The following is a 16,317-nucleotide window of genomic DNA, read 5'->3' on the forward strand; positions in this document are numbered from 1 at the left end:
TGGCCTTGATGGCCTCCGGGGGGAGGTCCGACGGGGCGGGCGACGCCCCGTCGGGAACCTTGTCGAGCTTGTCAGTCACAACGACTGCCCTTCAGTGGTGCGTGGGGTTCAGGAGCCGCCGTTGATCTTGGCCGCGGGAATGGCGCCGTCCCCGGCGTTCCACTTGTCCAGCGCCGCCTTGTAGGTGCCGTCCTTGATGATCGCGTCGAGGGCTTCCTTGATGGCGTCACGCAGCTGCGTGTCCTTCTTGTCGACCGCGATGCCGAAGAAGCCGGCGTCCGTCTTGTTGGCGATGGCCTCGAAGTCGTTGCCGCCGCCCGCGGTCTTCGCGATGTACGCGGCGACCGGCGAGTCGTTCAGGTCGGCGACGGCGCCGCCCGCCTTGACGCGGGTCTGGGCCTCGGCGTCGGTCGGGAAGGACTCGAAGGTGAGGGCCGGCTTGCCGTCCTTCTTGCACTTCTCGGCCTGGTCCTTGGCGGCCTGCTCGTACGTCGTGCCCCGCTGGACGGCGAGCTTCTTGCCGCACAGGTCGTCGAGGGACTTGATGTTCTCCGGGTTGCCCTTCTTCACCAGGATGCCGGTGGAGGCGGTGAAGTAGTCGACGAAGTCGACGCCCGTGCCGACCTTCTGGCCCTTGTCGTCCAGGCCCTCCTGGCGGGCCTTGGTGTCGGTCATCGAGGACATGACGACGTCCGTACGACCGGTCGGCAGCGCGGTGAGCAGGGTGTCGAACGTGCCGCTGGCGAACTCGAACTTCACACCGAGCTGCTTGGACAGGGCGGCGGCGATGTCGGGGTCGACACCGACGATCTTGTCGCCCTCCTTGAACTCCATCGGCGCGTACGTGGCGTCCGTACCCACCTTGATGACGCCGGCCTTCTGGATGTCGGCGGGCAGCTTGGAGAAGAGCGGGGCGGTGCTCACGGCACCGGAGGTCTTGTCGCCCTCGGGGGTCGAGCCGCCCTCGGTCTGGTCGCCACAGGCGGTCAGCAGCATGGAGCCGGCGACCGCGATGGCGGCGACCGCGGCAAGACGGGACGTGCGGGTCTTGGCGGTCGTACGGCGCGTGGAGCGTGCGGTCATGGTCGGGTTCCTCCGGCGTGTGAGGGAGTTGCCATAGGCCGCGCGCACGCACCTTCGGGTGTCGCGACCTCGTGTGATTACGCGCATCTTGCCATTCGGACGGCGTCAATCAGACGGCCACGCATGTCAAAATCGGATAACGGGTGACCCCCGAACCTCAGAGACCCGGTGAACATGGGCCGGACCTCTTCCGGGGAATGCTCCCCGAGACCGGAAAATCTCCGGTTGATCTCGCCATCCGGACGACACGAAGGCCACCATCCGGTCTACAGGACAACGTGTCCGGACATGGGGCGACGCGCCTGCTGTGCGCAAGGTGCCATTGCGTCCGTATGAGCCGCATCACCGCTACCTAATGGACTCGTCTACGGTGATGTACGTCCGGTAAGAAGGATCCTTACACCCCTCATCCGGGGCTCAGGGCGCGTTGTGCGGCGCGCCCGCGCGGTTGCCAGACACGGCGACCGCGGGACCCGCCCACCCCTCCTCAACAAGGAGTGGCCACCCTCAAATGAAGAAGACTTAAGGGGTCAACCCAATGGCAGCGGAGATCGTCAATCCTCGCAGCGAGAGCGGCACGGAAGGGGCTCAGGAGCCCTTCGATCCGGCCTTCGCGCTGCACCGCGGCGGCAAGATGGCCATCTCGGCCACGGTGCCGCTGCGCGACAAGGACGACCTGTCCCTCGCGTACACGCCCGGCGTCGCCAAGGTGTGCACCGCGATTGCCGAGCAGCCGGAGCTGGTCCACGACTACACCTGGAAGTCTCAGGTCGTCGCGGTCGTGACCGACGGTACGGCGGTGCTCGGACTCGGCGACATCGGCCCGGAGGCCTCGCTTCCGGTCATGGAGGGGAAAGCGATCCTCTTCAAGCAGTTCGGCGGCGTGGACGCGGTTCCGATCGCGCTCGCCACCACCGACACCGACGAGATCGTGGAGACCGTCGTCCGGCTCGCGCCGTCCTTCGGTGGGGTGAACCTGGAGGACATCTCGGCGCCCCGGTGTTTCGAGATCGAGCGCAAGCTCCAGGAGCGCCTGGACATCCCCGTCTTCCACGACGACCAGCACGGCACCGCCGTCGTCACCCTCGCCGCGCTCCGTAACGCGGCGAAGCTGACCGGCCGTGGCCTCGGCGACCTGCGCGCGGTCATCTCCGGCGCCGGCGCGGCCGGGGTCGCGATCGCCAAGTTCCTCCTGGAGGCGGGGCTCGGTGACGTCGCCGTCACGGACCGCAAGGGCATCGTCAGCCGCGACCGGGACGACCTGAACCCGGTCAAGCGCGAGCTCGCGGAGATCACCAACAAGGCCGGCCTCGTCGGCTCCCTCGAGACCGCCCTGGCCGGCGCGGACGTCTTCATCGGCGTCTCCGGCGGTACGGTCCCGGAGGCCGCGGTCGCGTCCATGGCGCCGAACGCGTTCGTGTTCGCCATGGCCAACCCGAACCCCGAGGTCCACCCCGACGTCGCGCACAAGTACGCGTCCGTCGTGGCGACCGGCCGCTCGGACTACCCGAACCAGATCAACAACGTGCTCGCCTTCCCCGGCATCTTCGCCGGCGCCCTCCAGGTCCGGGCCTCCCGGATCACCGAGGGCATGAAGATCGCCGCGGCGAACGCGATCGCGGACGTGGTGGGCGACCAGCTCGCCGCCGACTGCGTGATCCCGTCGCCGTTCGACGAGCGTGTCGCCCCGGCCGTCGCGGCCGCGGTCGCCGCCGCCGCCCGCGCCGAGGGCGTGGCGCGCCGCTGACGCGTCGCACACCCCGCGAAGGGCCCCGTCCTGATCTCAGGGCGGGGCCCTTTCGCATGCCTCTCGCGCCGGGGGCGTGGAGGGGCGCGGCGGGGGCGCGGAGGGGCGCGGCGGGGCTTCTGCGTGCCCCGCGCGGGCGGCGCCCCGGGGCCGATCCGTAGCCCCTCGCGGGCGGGGCGGCAGGGACGTGCGTCACAGCGATGGGCGGTTCCGCCGCGGGCCCGGCGACCCTACGCTCATGGCCATGTTCGCTGCCTACGCCGCCCGAATCGACCGTGACCAGCCGCTGAACGGCCTTGAGCTGGGCGAACGGCCCGAGCCAGAGGTGCGTCCCGGGTGGACCACCGTCACCGTCAAGGCCGCCTCGCTCAACCACCACGACCTCTGGTCGCTGCGCGGGGTCGGCCTGCCCGAGGAGAGGCTGCCGATGATTCTCGGCTGCGACGCCGCGGGCATCGACGAGAACGGCGACGAGGTCGTCCTCCACTCGGTCATCGGCCAGACCGGCCACGGGGTCGGCCCCGACGAGCCCCGCTCGATCCTGACCGAGCGGTACCAGGGCACCTTCGCCGAGCGCGTCACCGTGCCCTCCTGGAACGTGCTCCCCAAGCCCAAGGAGCTCTCCTTCGAGGAGGCCGCCTGCCTCCCGACCGCCTGGCTCACCGCGTACCGCATGCTCTTCACCAACGCGGGCGTGCGCCCCGGCGACTCGGTCCTGGTCCAGGGCGCCGGCGGCGGCGTCGCCACCGCCGCCATCGCCCTGGGCGCCGCCGCCGGTCTGCGGGTCTTCGCCACCAGCAGGGACGAGGCCAAGCGGAAGCGGGCCGTCGAGCTGGGTGCCGTCGAGGCGTACGAGCCGGGCGCACGGCTGCCCAAGCGCGTGGACGCCGTCATCGAGACCGTCGGCGCCGCCACCTGGTCGCACTCGGTCAAGTCGCTGCGCCCCGGCGGCACCCTGGTGATCTCGGGCGCCACGAGCGGCGACCGCCCCTCGCATGCCGAGCTCACCCGGATCTTCTTCCTGGAGCTGAAGGTCGTCGGCTCGACGATGGGAACGAAGGACGAGCTGGAGGACCTGCTCGCGTTCTGCGCCACCAAGGGCCTGCGGCCGGTGATCGACGACGTGCTGCCGCTGGACCGGGCGCGCGAGGGCTTCGAGAAGATGGCCTCGGGCGACCTCTTCGGGAAGATCGTCCTGACGACCTCTTGATGGATCGTCAGATCTGCTGATGGGATCTCCGGCACTGCGATCACACCGTCGTGCCGGAGGTTCTCTTGTTACGAACGACCCTTGCCGCGGGCGCCGTCGTCGCCGCGCTCCTCGCCCCGACCGGCGCCGCCCACGCCGAGAGCGCCGCCGGGACACCCGGCGGGATCTCCGGTGGGAAGCCCGGCGGGATCCCTGGGGGGAAGCCCGGTGAGATACCCGTCCTCACCGACGACCATGGCCGCGCCCTGACGCTGCGCGGCTGGAACGTCGAGGACAAGGCGAACCGCGGCGAGCAGGCCCTCTCCGCCATCACCGAACGGCACTTCCGGGACATGCGCGCCCAGGGCTTCAACTTCGCCCGGCTGCTCGTCTTCTGGGACGACCTGGAGCCGCGCCGGGGCCAGTACAGCCAGGGCTATCTGCGGAAGATCGAACGCATCCTGGACTGGGCGGAGAAGCACGACGTCCATGTCCTCATCGACGCCCACCAGGACGTCTTCGGACCGGCCTTCGGCCACCGGGGCGTGCCGGCCTGGGCGACCAGGACGGACGGGCTGCCCTTCACCCCGCACCCCGACGACTGGTTCGCCGAGTACTTCGAGCCGGCCGTGCAGCGCGCCTTCACCCATCTCTACGAGGACGAGGACCTGCGCCGCGCCCAGGCCGCGATGTGGCGCGTCCTCGCCGACCGCTTCGAGGACCACCCGGCGGTCCTCGGCTACGACCTGATCAACGAGCCCATGGGCGAGCTGCGCGAGGGCGAGGAGCTGCCGACGGCGGCCCGGCGGATCGAGCGCGAGCAGCTGACCCCGATGTACAACCGGCTCGCGGACGCGGTCCGTTCGGTGGACCGGGACACCTGGGTCTTCGTCGAGCCGACCCCGATCGTCGGCGAGGGCGTGCCGACGGGCCTCGGCAGGATCGGCGACCCGAAGGTCGTCTACGCCCCGCACTTCTACAACACCGCCATGGAGGCGGGCGCCGACTACGACCCGGCGGCCGGCTGGATCGAGACGTACGAACAGGCCGTGACCCAGTACCCCAAGGAGTACAAGGTCCCGGTCGTCGTGGGGGAGTGGGGGCCGCTCAACAACTCCCTGCCGAACATGAACCGCTTCTACCGCGAGGCGATGGCCTCCCTCGGCCGCTACGGCAGCGGATGGGCCGGCTACGTGTGGTGCTACGGCGGCGGGTACTGCGCGGTGGACGGCGCAGGGACCTTCCGTACGAACAAGGAGCTGACCGCCGAGCCCTACGCGGAGGCGGTCGCGGGCACGGTCACCTCCGCCGCGTACGACTCCGGGGCGGGCGTCTACCGGCTGGAGTACGTCTCGTCCCGGCGGGGCTCCCGGGTCACCGAGCTCTCCCTTCCCCCGGGCGCCTGGCAGGTGACGGCCCGGGGGAAGGCGATCGTGCTCCGCACGCGCAAGGGCGGCGGCTCCGCCTGGGTCCTGGCGGCCCCGGGCACCCGAGTGACGGTCACCGCCACCCGCGCCGCCCCCTAGGCCACCTGGGCCACCTGGGCACCCAGGGTCACCTGGGCACCCTGGGCCACCCGGGCGCGCCAGGCGTCCTCGGCCTCCTAGGCCTCCTTGCGCTCCGGGCGGAGGAGGGACGTGACGCGGTCCGCCGTCGACGACAGATGGCGGCGGGCCTCGGTCAGCTGGGCCGCCGTCACCCCGTGGTCCCGGGCGGCGTCGCGGATGTCGTCGCGGAACCGGTCCAGGAGCCGGTCCAGGTCGCGGGCCGGGTCGCCGGTGGAATCGACCGTCCGGGCCCAGTCCGAGGCGGCCCGCTCGGAGCCGGTCTCCTCCGAGGCGGCCTCCTCCGGGGCCGCGGTGGCCCGGCCCGACGCCTTGGGGTGCGTCGTGCCCGTGACCAGGCTGCCCAGCTGGGCGGTGATGTCCGAGATGCCCTCCCAGACACCCGTCGGCCAGTCGCCGCGCGCGAAGTGGTCCTGGACCTCGTCCTGGACCTGCTTGGCGATCCGCTGGAACTCCTTGGCCTGCCGGCGCGCCGACTGGGCCTCCTCGCGGGCCTGGCGGGTCTGCTCCTTCCACTCCTGCTTGGCGCGGCGCAGCTCGTCCTTGGCGTCGGCGAACGAGGAGCCCTTCTGCCGGGTCTCGCTCGCCGCCGCGCGCATTTCGCTGCGCAGCTTGCCCGCCGCCCCGCGCACGTCGTCGCGGATCTCGGCGGCGAGCTCGGAGACCGACTCGCGGATCTCCTGCTCCAGGTCGTCCAGTTCGCCGACGCGGCCGGCCAGCTCCGCGCGGCCCGCGTCGGTGATCGAGTACACCTTGCGGCCGCCCTCGGTGGCGTGCGTGACCAGCCCCTCGGCCTCCAGCTTGGCGAGCCGGGGGTAGACCGTGCCGGCCGAGGGCGCGTACAGGCCCTGGAACCGCTCCTCCAGGAGCCGGATCACTTCGTAGCCGTGGCGGGGCGCCTCGTCGAGGAGCTTGAGCAGATAGAGACGCAGGCGGCCGTGGGCGAAGACGGGCGGCATGTCACAGCACCTTTCCGGAGGGCGAGGACGAGGGCGTGGCGGAGGACGCGGAGGGGGCGGAGGACGCGGGGGAGGCGTCGAGGTCGTCGGCGCCGGCCGGTTCCGGGCGGCGCAGGAGGGCGATCGCGCCGGAGACCGTCGTGGCCTTGAGCTTGCCGCGGCCGTCGCCGAGCGTGCCGGTGATGCTCTTCGTGCCCCACTGCCCGCTGACCCGCAGGTCCTCGAAGGCGTTGGAGACGGAGCCGCTCGTGGTGCTGGCCTCGACCTCGGCGTCCGACGGGTGCGGGATCCGGAGCGCGATCTCGCCGGAGACGCTGGTCAGGCGGATGTCGGCGGGCGGTCCCGCCGGCTCGCCCGCGCCGAGGTCGATCACCATGTCCCCGCTGACCGTGTCGGCCTTCACGGAGGCCCCCGAGCCGTCGATGACGGTCAGGTCGCCGGTCACGGTGTTGACCCGCAGCGCGCCCGTGACGGTGTGGGCCTCGAAGGAGCCGGAGACGCTCTCCGCCTGGACCGGGCCGGAGAGACCGACGAGGGTGGTGTCACCCGTGACGCACTGGACGTCCGTACGCCCCTTGATGCCGGAGATCACCGCGCCGGCACCGACCACGCCCACCTCGACGTCCGTGCCGGCGGGGACGGCCACCGAGACCACGGCCCTGCGGCGGAAGCCGTGGCGGTCGAACCACTTGAGGAAGCCCTTCCAGTGCAGGTCGCCATAGGTGACGGTCAGGGTCGAGCCCTCCTGCGTGACGGTCAGTGGCGGGCCCTCGATCGAGGAGACCTCCAGGCGGGCGGCGCTCTCGTCGGTGCCCACCACGTTCACCGTGCCGTTGACGACGCGGACCCGGAGGCACGTCACGGGGTCGGACAGCGTGAGTTTCGTCGGCTCGGCCACGGACCACTCTGTCATCTGCTGACCTCCCGTTCGGCGACGCAACATATCGCGTCTCTCGTTAGACACGATATATCGCGGTACGGGGAAGTCAACCCCCGTTCGAGGGGGCGCGGGCGGGCATTCACTCTCGTACCGGGGCAAATTGGCCTAGCGTAAGGCCTCATGAACGCGACATCCGGATCGCGCCCCGCCGGGGCGCTGCTGCTCTGCCGCGCCGAGCCCGCGGCGGTACGCCCGCCGGCCCAGCTGCTGCGCGAACAACTCCTCCTCGCCCCGGCCGGTACCGAATGGAGCGTCGTCGTCCCGGAAGGGAAACCCTGGCTCCACGGCGGCGAGCCCGTCGAGCGGGTCGTCACGGGCTGGGCCACCGCGCTGGCCGTCTCCGCCGCCACCTGGCCCGTCCTCGCGCTCTGGTGGGACGAGGACCGTGCGGGCTTCACCCTCGCCGCCGGATTCCGCCGCACCGTCGGCTACACCTGGCTGGCGGACGGCACCCCGGTCGGCGAGGACGAGGCCATGCGCACCTTCGCGGCCAGGCTCGCCCTCGATCCCGTCCTCGACGTCCAGGCCCTCGAGTCGCTCATCCGGCCCGACGGCGACGCCGACGCGCAGGCCCGGCTCATCGGCCTGACCGCCGTCCTCGCCCGCGTCGGCCTCGCCCTGCCCACCGGCCTCATGCCCGGCGAGAGCGCCGACCGGCTCCGCTCGGTCGCCCTGGCGCAGGGGGCGGAACAGCTCGAATGGTCCGGCTGGCGCGACGCCGTGCGCGCCGAACTCGACGCGGTGGAGGGCGGCCCCTTCGGCCCGTATCTGCGCGGCCCCAGGGCCCGGCTGCTCGGCGCGGCCCAACTCGGGGCCGGGCTGCCCCTGCTCGCCTGGGGCGTCGGCCGCCGCAGCGGAGGCTGGACGGCGGCCGGGGCGCTGCTCGTCGTCCACGGCGCGCTGGGGCTCGTCTACGACCGCCTGCGCGGTCCGTGACCCCCGAAGGGGGTCACCCTCACCCGAGGAAAGACCCTCAGGGAGGCAACCTCAGGGAGGCAACCTCAGGGAGGCAACCTCAGGGAGGCAGCCTCAGGGAGGCAGCCTCAGGGAGGCAGCCTCGGGGAGGCCGCTCCTACTCGTCGTCCTCGTCCTCGTCGTCGAGGCGGGCCAGCCAGGTCGCGAGGCGCTCGACGGGCACCTCGAAGTCGGGGTTGAGGTCGACGAACGTACGCAGCTGCTCGGCGAGCCACTCGAAGGAGACCTCCTCCTCGCCGCGCCGCTTCTCCAGTTCTTCGATGCCACGGTCAGTGAAATACATGCGATCAGGATAGGCCGTGCTCCGCACGTCCTATCGCGCTCGTCAGCTGCAGGGACTAGCCTTCTTCATCATCGTTTCGGGGAGCGGGGGGCCGCTGTGACGCACGGGATCGCTCGGATTCGACTGGACGACGGGACACCCGTCTGGGCCCGCATCAGCGAGCCCGAGGAACTACGCAGGGGTGGCGGCTTCACGGACACCGGCATCGGCGACCGGGTCGGCGATCGGGTGGTCTCCATGGCGGAGGGGCTCACCGACGTCGTGCGCGGAGTCGTCGGTTCGCTGCGGGGCGGGCTCGACCCGCAGGCGCCGGTCGAGGTCTCCGTCAGCTTCGGCATCGAACTGTCCGCGCAGGCGGGCAAGGTGATCAGCGTCCTCGCGGAGGGCGGCGGCACGGCCTCGATCGCGGTCTCCCTCACCTGGACAGAACCGGGCCCCGCGCCCGACACGGCACCGGGCGCGGAGCCCGCCGCCGAACCGGCCGCCCCCGCACCCGGCCGTGAACCGGGCTCTGCACCCGCCCCCGCACCGGTACCCGGGCCCGCGCCGGCGCCCGACGCGGGGGCGCCGCACCGGCCGGCGGCCGATGGCGCCGTATGAGCGCCTTCGAATCCCTCGTGCGCCCCGCACTGGTACGCATCGCGGCTCCCGGTGACGGGTATGACCCGCACGGCGACCGGTACTGGGGCACCGGCTTCTTCATCGCCCCCGGCTGGGTGCTGACCTGCGCCCACGTCGTGGCAAAGGGGGGAAGCGCGGTGTGGAAAGGCGAGCGTGCCGTCGGCATCGTCTGGGACGGCGGAGTGACGACCGGCGAGGTCGTCCTCGCGCGACCGCGCCCCGCCGAGCCCGAACAGCAGCTGGACCGCTGGGACTTCCCCGACCTCGCGCTCGTCCGCGTCCCCGACGCCCGGGACGCGAGCTGCGTACGGCTCAGTGAGCGCCCGCCCGTCATCGCCGAGCCCATCCCCGTCGCGCTGTACGGCTGGTCACGGGTGACCGGCCGGCTCGCGATCCGTGACGCCGTCGGCCAGGTCCACGGCGTCGACGGCGAGGCCCTCCTGCTGAGCGGCACACAGCCCGTGGAGGGGCTCTCCGGCGGACCCGTCGTCGACCTGAACCGGGCGGTCGTCATCGGCCTCAACAAGGGGCGCGGCGCGGACGAGGGCGCCGCCGTCCCCGTCGCCTCCCTGCGCAGGCTCCGCCGCGAGCGGGGCGGCGAGGTGCTCTCCGAGGTCATGCGGGACCACGACCGCCACCACCTCGCCCGGTACCGCTCCCTCTCCGGCGCGGCCGACTGGACCAGGGCGCAGCTCCACCACCGGCCCCCCACCGCCCAGGGCCTCGACCCCGGGCGCCGCATCCATCTGTACGGGAGGCTCGCCGAACTCCCCCCGCCCACCGGCCCCGGGGAGGTGCTGCACCTCGTCGACGAGGCACGGCGACTGACGGTCGGCCACGACATGCGCCCCGTGCTCGAAGTCGCCCCGCAGACCTGGCGCGAGGGCGTCGGGCTCCTCCACGAACTCCACGAGCCGAACCAGGAAGCGGCCGCCGACCTCGGCCCGAACGCCGTGTTCGTGTACGCGGCGAAGGTCGCCCGGCACGTCAGGGAGCGGTACGGGGACGGCGTCGCGAGCCGCAGCCTGGCCGCCTGGGTCACCCATGCGGCGGCCGAGATGCCGCTCGGCACCCGTAAGGCGATCGCCGGCGTCCTCGCGAACGGCCGTGCCATCGGCGGCCGTTCGGGCCCGGACGGCCCGGCGCTCGGGGCGCGGGCCGACGTCCTGGTCGAGATCGACACCCCGCCCTACGGCCGGAAGTTCCCCTGGCGGGTCAAGCTCCTCTTCGACGGGCGCACCATCACCCCGCTGCACGGCGACGACGAGGGCGTCGAGCGCGAGCTGCTCCGGGACACCCTGCGGGAGCCGCTCGCGGACGCGCTGGCCCGGGGCGACCGGGGCGAGCATCTGGCCGCCGTCGAAGCGGTGCTGCCGCGCGAGCTCTTCGACGAACCCCTCGACACCTGGCGCCTCTCGCCCGAGGACGAGCTCTTCGACGAACGCTCGCTGCCCCTCGGCCACCGCCGGATCGTCGTCATCCGGGACGCCGGCCGCAACGCGCGCCCGCCCGCGCCCGAGTGGCACAGGCGGTGGCGGACGGCAGGGCTCGGCCCGCTCCGGGCGGTACCGCTGCGCGCCGAGACGCTCGCGGCCGCGCGGGACGTCCACGCGGCGCACCGGATCCGCAGGGAGTCGCCCCGCCAGGCCTGGGTACGGCTCTCGGAGGCCGAGGACGGCTCGGTGCCCGTCTACTGCGGACCCGTCGGCAGCGGCGACGGGCTGAAGGCCATGGCCGCCGCGCTCGCCGCCGGCCACCCCATCGCCCTGTGGCGCACCGGCGACCACGAACACGACCCCACCTACTGCGCCGAGTTCCACGAGCGCGCCGACCGGCTCCTCGCCGAGGCGGGCCGGGCCGAGGGGCTGCACGGGCCGGTCATCTCCCTGCGCAAGCGGGTCTCCGCCGACGCGGACATGGAGATGGACCTCGACCTGGATCTCGACCTGGATCTCGGTCCGGATCCGGATCCGGAACCTGGTCCTCACCTCGGCCCGGACCCGGATCCGCAGCTTGACCTGGATCCCACCTACGACGAGGACACGGACGACGCTCCGCCCGTCCGTTCCGAACACGCCTGGGCCGCGAACCTCGCCGTTCTCTTCGATCCCCCTGATCGCCCCCCGCACGAAGACCCCCTCCAGGGCCCGCCGATGCTCGCCGAGGAGGAGTGGTGACCGGCCGGACACGCGGACAATCGGTCCGGTTCGTGCATCGGCAGCGGGTGGGGTCGGGCGGTACGTTCGAAGGGCCGGGCCACGACACCACTGCAGCCAGGAGGAGTTCATCGTGAACGATTGGCGGATCTACCGTGGTGCCGGCCACCCGCACGACGAGATACGGCGGTTGCCCGCCCCGCCGCCGTGGCGGGACTTCTCGACCGGCGGAGCGGACGACACCCTGGCCGGCTCCGACCGACGGCTCGGCGTGCGCCGCCGCCTGGTCCAGAACCACCACCCCCGGCCCGCCGAGACCGACGCCGTCAACGCGGCGCTCTATCTGCGCCGGCCGCTCCTCGTCACCGGCAACCCCGGCACCGGGAAGTCCACGCTCGCCCACGCCGTCGCCCACGAACTGGGCCTGGGCCGGGTCCTGCGGTGGCCGATCGTCTCCCGGTCGACCCTCCAGGACGGGCTGTACCGCTACGACGCCATCGGCCGTCTCCAGGACGTCCAGCTGGAGCGCGCCCAGGCCGGGTCGACGGTGCCCGCCGCGACCCCGGCGGGCATCGGCTCGTACATCCGGCTCGGACCGCTCGGCACCGCGCTGCTCCCCTCCGAGCAGCCCCGGGTCCTGCTGATCGACGAGCTCGACAAGAGCGACCTGGACCTGCCGAACGACCTGCTGAACGCCTTGGAGGAGGGCGAGTTCGCCATCCCGGAGCTGGAGCGGCTCGCCGACCGGGAGCCGGTGGTCCAGGTGCTCACGGACGACGGCCGGAAGGTCCCCGTCCAGGGCGGGCGGATCCGCTGCTCCACGTTCCCGTTCATCGTGCTCACCTCCAACGGCGAACGGGACTTCCCCGCCGCCCTGTTGCGCCGCTGCATCCGCCTGGAGCTGGAGCCCCCGGGCGAGGAGCAGCTCGGCGCCATGATCGAGGCGCACCTCGGCCCCGACGCGGCGGCCGGTGAAGAGGGGCTGGTCAACCGCTTCCTCAACCGCGAACCCGGCGAGGTCATCGCCACCGACCAGCTCCTGAACGCGATCTATCTGACCCAGCACGCCCCGCGCACCGAGCGGGTGACCCGGGAACGCATCGCGGACATGCTCATGCAGCCGCTCGATCAGCCGAGGTGATGACCGGATGCACCGGATGCATCTGGAGGAGCTCACCCGCAGACTGCGGGCCGGTGGCCAGGAGCCCACGGCCGAGGAGGTCGCGGACGCCGTCTGGCTCGCCCAGTGGCTCCCGACGGCTGCCCCGGGCCCGGCCGACGGTCCCGAGGACGGCCCGGCGGAGAACCGGGGCGCGGCGCACCAGGAGGACCTGGACGGCCCCGAGTCCTCCGCGGAGGGGCGAGATCCGGCCATCGGCGAGGGCAGCGAGGGGGCGGACGGCGGCGATGCCCGTTCCTCCCGTACGGGTACGGGTACGGGAACCGACGGCGACCGCGCGCCGGGCGACGGCACCGGCTCCGGAAGCGGCACAGGCCCCGACGGTGACGCGGCCCGGCCCGCCCGCGCCACCGACACCGTCGACATCCGGCCGTTCATCGGCGTCACCCCCGGCACCGTCCGGACGGCGGGGGGCGGCAGGGCCCTTCCTGTCCGCGCGCCCGGCGCCAACGCCCTGCCCGGCCTCCTCGGCCTGCAGAAGGCGCTCCGTCCACTGCGCCACTACGCCCACTTCCCGCTCCGGCCCGGCGAAGGGCTCCTGGACGAGGAGGCGACCGCCGAACGCAGCGCGGCGGCGGGCATCCTCACCCCCGTCCTGCGCCCGGCGGCGGGCCGCCGCCCCGACATCCAGCTGCTCATGGACACAGGCCCCGCCATGGTCGTCTGGACCCGCATGGTCGAGGAACTCCGCCAGGCCTGCCAGCAGTCCGGCGCCTTCCGCGACGTCCAGGTGCACCGGCTCTACGACACGGGCGAGGGCGCGCCGCTGGTCACCACCACCTCCGGAGCCGACGGCCGGCCCCGGCTGCGCCCCGGCGACCAGCTCCACGACCCCACCGGCCGCCGCCTCACCCTGATCGTCAGCGACTGCGTCGGCCCGCTGTGGCAGCGCGGCGCGGCCCAGCGGCTGATCCACCAGTGGCCACGGCAGTCCCCGCTCGCCCTCGTCCAGCCGCTGCCGCCACGCCTCTGGCCCCGGACCGCGCTCGCCGTGGAGCCGGGGCTGTTACTGCGCCCCTCGTCCCCCGGCGGCCACACCGGGTTCCAGCCGGACGAGGAGCCCTGGGAGCCCACCGCCCCCGACGCGCGCGCGGTGCCCGTGCTCACGCCCACCCCCGAGGCGTTCGCCTCCTGGGCGCGGCTCCACGCGGGGCACGGCTCGGGCGCGGTGCGCGGCTGGGCGGCCATGATCGCCCCCGAGCCGCTCCGCACGGCCACGGTCGTCCCGACCGCCTCCCCCGCCCGGCCCCGCTCCCCGCGCAGCGACGAGGAGTTGCTGCGGGCCTTCACCGCGGGCGCCTCGCCCGGCGCCCTGCGGCTCGCCGTCCACCTCGCGGCCGCCCCGCTCGCCCTCCCCGTCATGCAGCTCGTCCAACGCGCGATGCTGCCCGACACCGGCCCCATGGAGCTGGCCGAGGTCCTGCTCAGCGGGCTCCTTCGACAACTGCCAGGCCCTTCCCCGTACCCGTGCTTCAGCTACTCCGCGCGCGTGCAGCAGCATCTGCTCGGCTCCCTGGACCGAGGCGCCGCCGCGCTCGTGCTCAAGCACTGCTCCGAGTACGTGGAGCGCAATTTCGGCCAGGGCATGCGCAACTTCCCCGCGCTCGCGGCCGCCCGGCTCGCGGGCCACGGCACCGAGGAGGACCGGACGGCCGCGCCCGGCACGGTCGAGGGCACCGACGAGCCCACCGGCCCGGTCGGCACGGAACCCGAACTCTTCGCCCGTATCCCCGCGCGCGTGCTCCGCTTCTACCACCCCGACCTGATCACCCCCGATCCGCTGGCCGCCGCCCGGCGGCTCTTCGACCAGTGGCTCGGCCAGTCCGACTCCTCGCTGCTCGTCCGGGCCCGCCGACAGGCCGAGGCCGCGCTGCCCGACCACCCCGTCGAGGCCGGGATCCTGCTCGGACGCGTGCTGTACGCGGAGTCCGGCACCGCCGCCGTCCAGGGCACCGACCGCCGCCGGGAGTTGCTCGACCGCGCGCTGAGCGAACTGGAGCGGGCCGGCGCCCTCGCCGAGCAGGGCGGCGCCGAGTGGGCCGAGGCGCGGCTCGAACAGGCCGTCGCGCACCACGGGTTGTGGCGCCACACCGCCGACCCCCGCCACCTGGACGACGCCCTCGACACGCTCTTCGGCGACGTGCCGGACTGGCCGGAGGCCCACCACCACACGCTGCACCTGCGCCGCGGGCGGCTGCTCCTCGCGCGCGGCGACGGCGCCGCCGCCGCGACCGAGCTCACCACCGCGCTCTCCCTCCGGGAGAGCGTCCCGGCCCTCCTCGACCTCGCCGACGCCCTGCACCTCTCGGGCGCCGACCCGGCCGAGGTCATGCCCGTGCTCGACCGGGCGGGGGAGCTGCTCGGCGACGGCGTCGCCCTGCGGCTGCGCTGGGCGTCGGCGCGCGCCCGGCTGTACGACACGGCGGGCGAGGGGCCGGCCGCCGACACCGCGTACGAGGAGGCCAGCCTGCTCGCCCCCGCCGACAGCGGACAGCGCGGCCGGATCCTGATGACCTGGGGCGAGTCCCTGATGCGCCGCGCCGCGACCAGCCCCGGCCAGGCCCCCGTGGACCGCGCCGAGGGCGTGCTGCGCGAGGCCCTCACCAACCTCCCGGCCGGCGCCCCTGAGCGCGCCCGGGCCGGGATCCTCATCGGCAGCGTGCTGGCCCTGCGCTTCCACCGCGCCGGCTTCCTGCCCGACCTCTTCGAGAGCCGCCACCTCCTGGAACAGGCCGCGCGCACGACCCGGGACATCGGGCTGCGCTCCGAGGTGTGGCTGCAACTGGGACGGGTGAGACTGGAGTTGAGCGAATCGGCCCGGGACGGCGTCCTGGGCGACGCGCTCACGGCGTACGAACGGGCCTGGGAGGACGCCCGCTCGGCCAACGGCGACACCCCGGGCACGATCACCGGCGCCCGCGCCCTGCACGCCCAGGGATCCGTCCTGCTCCTGATGGGCAGGAACGGACGCGCCCGCGCGGTCCTGGACGCGGCGGCCGAGCAGTGGCGGCGACTCGTGTCCGCGCTGGTGGAGGTGGACTGGGACGACGTCGGACGGACCAGGGCCCTGCTCGCGGAGGCGGGCGCGGAACAGAACCCGTACCGTCCCGCGCTCTCCGTGCAGGACCGCCGCCGGATCGCACCTCCGTGGTGGGAGTGGAGCGAGACGGCCGGGTAGGCGAGGGCCTGAGGGCCGATACGGAGAACGGCCGAATAACGGGGGCGCACATGGGCGCAGTTGAGTCGAACGGGTTTCCGTCTTCCTGGCGTCGGGAAGAACCGCTCCGCCGCTACGACCGTGGGGGACAGGCGTCGGTGAGGAGGAGCCGAGGGTGTTGGAGCACATGGAGTGGGTCGCCGGCGTCGACCGGGGGGCGGGCCGCCCACCGCACTTGCCCGATCTCACGGCCGTCGACCTGCGGACGCTGCGCTTCATGGACGATCCCGAGCTGGCGGTCGCCGTCGAGCGGGTCCTGTGGCACACGGGGGATCTCGCCGAGTCCTGGGACGAGGGCGCTCTCGTCGACAACTGCTCGTCCGGCGGCGGTCATTGACCGACCAGGTCCTCTCCGCCGCTGGTTTCCGGTCAGAATCGGACGAGCCAGCGCGGCCGGGCCGG

The 16,317-nt window shown here is 73.2% G+C and carries 13 protein-coding genes; 9 read left to right on the plus strand and 4 right to left on the minus strand.

Annotation, left to right across the window (positions count from 1 at the left end):
• Window positions 1-108: 108 nt before the first annotated feature.
• Window positions 109-1,083, minus strand: coding sequence for an ABC transporter substrate-binding protein (locus ACGFYP_RS20235; protein ID WP_361968521.1), 975 nt, complete (start codon window positions 1,081-1,083; stop codon window positions 109-111).
• Window positions 1,084-1,621: 538 nt separating this feature from the next.
• Here ACGFYP_RS20235 and ACGFYP_RS20240 point away from each other — a divergent pair.
• The 3 genes from ACGFYP_RS20240 to ACGFYP_RS20250 all read left to right on the plus strand — a co-directional run bounded on the left by ACGFYP_RS20240 (window position 1,622) and on the right by ACGFYP_RS20250 (window position 5,545).
• A complete protein-coding gene (locus tag ACGFYP_RS20240; RefSeq protein ID WP_393495112.1) occupies window positions 1,622-2,830 on the plus strand; it encodes an NADP-dependent malic enzyme in 1,209 nt (402 codons plus the stop codon).
• A gap of 244 nt (window positions 2,831-3,074) precedes the next feature.
• Window positions 3,075-4,040: a zinc-binding dehydrogenase gene (locus tag ACGFYP_RS20245; protein ID WP_361968517.1), complete on the plus strand. Its 966-nt coding sequence runs from the start codon at window positions 3,075-3,077 to the stop codon at window positions 4,038-4,040.
• A gap of 65 nt (window positions 4,041-4,105) precedes the next feature.
• Entirely contained in the window at window positions 4,106-5,545 is a 1,440-nt protein-coding gene (locus ACGFYP_RS20250) for a cellulase family glycosylhydrolase (protein ID WP_393495116.1), read from the plus strand.
• A gap of 77 nt (window positions 5,546-5,622) precedes the next feature.
• Here ACGFYP_RS20250 and ACGFYP_RS20255 read toward each other — a convergent pair whose 3' ends face one another.
• Window positions 5,623-6,543 (minus strand): helix-turn-helix transcriptional regulator, encoded by a 921-nt coding sequence (locus ACGFYP_RS20255; protein ID WP_393495119.1) that lies wholly within the window; start codon window positions 6,541-6,543, stop codon window positions 5,623-5,625.
• 1 nt (window position 6,544) lies between these two features.
• The gene (locus ACGFYP_RS20260; protein WP_393495122.1) at window positions 6,545-7,456 is read right to left on the minus strand and encodes a DUF4097 domain-containing protein; all 912 of its coding nucleotides are present in this window, start codon (window positions 7,454-7,456) and stop codon (window positions 6,545-6,547) included.
• Between the two features lie 147 nt (window positions 7,457-7,603).
• Here ACGFYP_RS20260 and ACGFYP_RS20265 point away from each other — a divergent pair, with 147 nt between their 5' ends.
• The gene (locus ACGFYP_RS20265) at window positions 7,604-8,419 is read left to right on the plus strand and encodes a hypothetical protein (protein WP_393495125.1); all 816 of its coding nucleotides are present in this window, start codon (window positions 7,604-7,606) and stop codon (window positions 8,417-8,419) included.
• Window positions 8,420-8,555: 136 nt separating this feature from the next.
• Here ACGFYP_RS20265 and ACGFYP_RS20270 read toward each other — a convergent pair whose 3' ends face one another.
• Window positions 8,556-8,741 (minus strand): DUF6104 family protein, encoded by a 186-nt coding sequence (locus ACGFYP_RS20270; RefSeq protein ID WP_356102743.1) that lies wholly within the window; start codon window positions 8,739-8,741, stop codon window positions 8,556-8,558.
• 96 nt (window positions 8,742-8,837) lie between these two features.
• Between ACGFYP_RS20270 and ACGFYP_RS20275 the strand changes: the two genes are divergently transcribed.
• From ACGFYP_RS20275 to ACGFYP_RS20295, 5 genes are all read left to right on the plus strand, one after another.
• Entirely contained in the window at window positions 8,838-9,341 is a 504-nt protein-coding gene (locus ACGFYP_RS20275; RefSeq protein WP_393495129.1) for a CU044_2847 family protein, read from the plus strand.
• Window positions 9,338-11,539 carry a trypsin-like peptidase domain-containing protein gene (locus ACGFYP_RS20280; RefSeq protein ID WP_393495132.1) on the plus strand — a complete coding sequence of 734 codons (2,202 nt, stop codon included), beginning with the start codon at window positions 9,338-9,340 and terminating at the stop codon, window positions 11,537-11,539. Before ACGFYP_RS20275 ends, ACGFYP_RS20280 begins: the two co-directional genes overlap by 4 nt.
• A 112-nt stretch (window positions 11,540-11,651) precedes the next feature.
• The gene (locus tag ACGFYP_RS20285) at window positions 11,652-12,659 is read left to right on the plus strand and encodes a MoxR family ATPase (protein WP_361968505.1); all 1,008 of its coding nucleotides are present in this window, start codon (window positions 11,652-11,654) and stop codon (window positions 12,657-12,659) included.
• 7 nt (window positions 12,660-12,666) lie between these two features.
• On the plus strand, window positions 12,667-15,876 hold the full coding sequence (locus ACGFYP_RS20290; protein ID WP_393495136.1) for an SAV_2336 N-terminal domain-related protein: 3,210 nt from the start codon (window positions 12,667-12,669) through the stop codon (window positions 15,874-15,876).
• A gap of 154 nt (window positions 15,877-16,030) precedes the next feature.
• Complete coding sequence (locus tag ACGFYP_RS20295) at window positions 16,031-16,252, plus strand: hypothetical protein (RefSeq protein WP_393495139.1); 222 nt, start codon at window positions 16,031-16,033, stop codon at window positions 16,250-16,252.
• Window positions 16,253-16,317: the final 65 nt, after the last annotated feature.

Origin of the sequence: Streptomyces sp. NPDC048370, assembly GCF_043200825.1 — a bacterium.
In the GTDB taxonomy this organism is placed as follows: Bacteria; Actinomycetota; Actinomycetes; order Streptomycetales; family Streptomycetaceae; genus Streptomyces.

What these genes read in the sequence shown, in the direction of transcription:
- ACGFYP_RS20290 (WP_393495136.1), top strand. Translation starts at nt 12,667, where the DNA reads ATGCACCGGATGCATCTGGAGGAGCTCACCCGCAGACTGCGGGCCGGT.
- ACGFYP_RS20255 (WP_393495119.1), bottom strand. Translation starts at nt 6,543, where the DNA reads ATGCCGCCCGTCTTCGCCCACGGCCGCCTGCGTCTCTATCTGCTCAAG.
- ACGFYP_RS20240 (WP_393495112.1), top strand. Translation starts at nt 1,622, where the DNA reads ATGGCAGCGGAGATCGTCAATCCTCGCAGCGAGAGCGGCACGGAAGGG.
- ACGFYP_RS20265 (WP_393495125.1), top strand. Translation starts at nt 7,604, where the DNA reads ATGAACGCGACATCCGGATCGCGCCCCGCCGGGGCGCTGCTGCTCTGC.
- ACGFYP_RS20235 (WP_361968521.1), bottom strand. Translation starts at nt 1,083, where the DNA reads ATGACCGCACGCTCCACGCGCCGTACGACCGCCAAGACCCGCACGTCC.
- ACGFYP_RS20280 (WP_393495132.1), top strand. Translation starts at nt 9,338, where the DNA reads ATGAGCGCCTTCGAATCCCTCGTGCGCCCCGCACTGGTACGCATCGCG.
- ACGFYP_RS20245 (WP_361968517.1), top strand. Translation starts at nt 3,075, where the DNA reads ATGTTCGCTGCCTACGCCGCCCGAATCGACCGTGACCAGCCGCTGAAC.
- ACGFYP_RS20260 (WP_393495122.1), bottom strand. Translation starts at nt 7,456, where the DNA reads ATGACAGAGTGGTCCGTGGCCGAGCCGACGAAACTCACGCTGTCCGAC.
- ACGFYP_RS20270 (WP_356102743.1), bottom strand. Translation starts at nt 8,741, where the DNA reads ATGTATTTCACTGACCGTGGCATCGAAGAACTGGAGAAGCGGCGCGGC.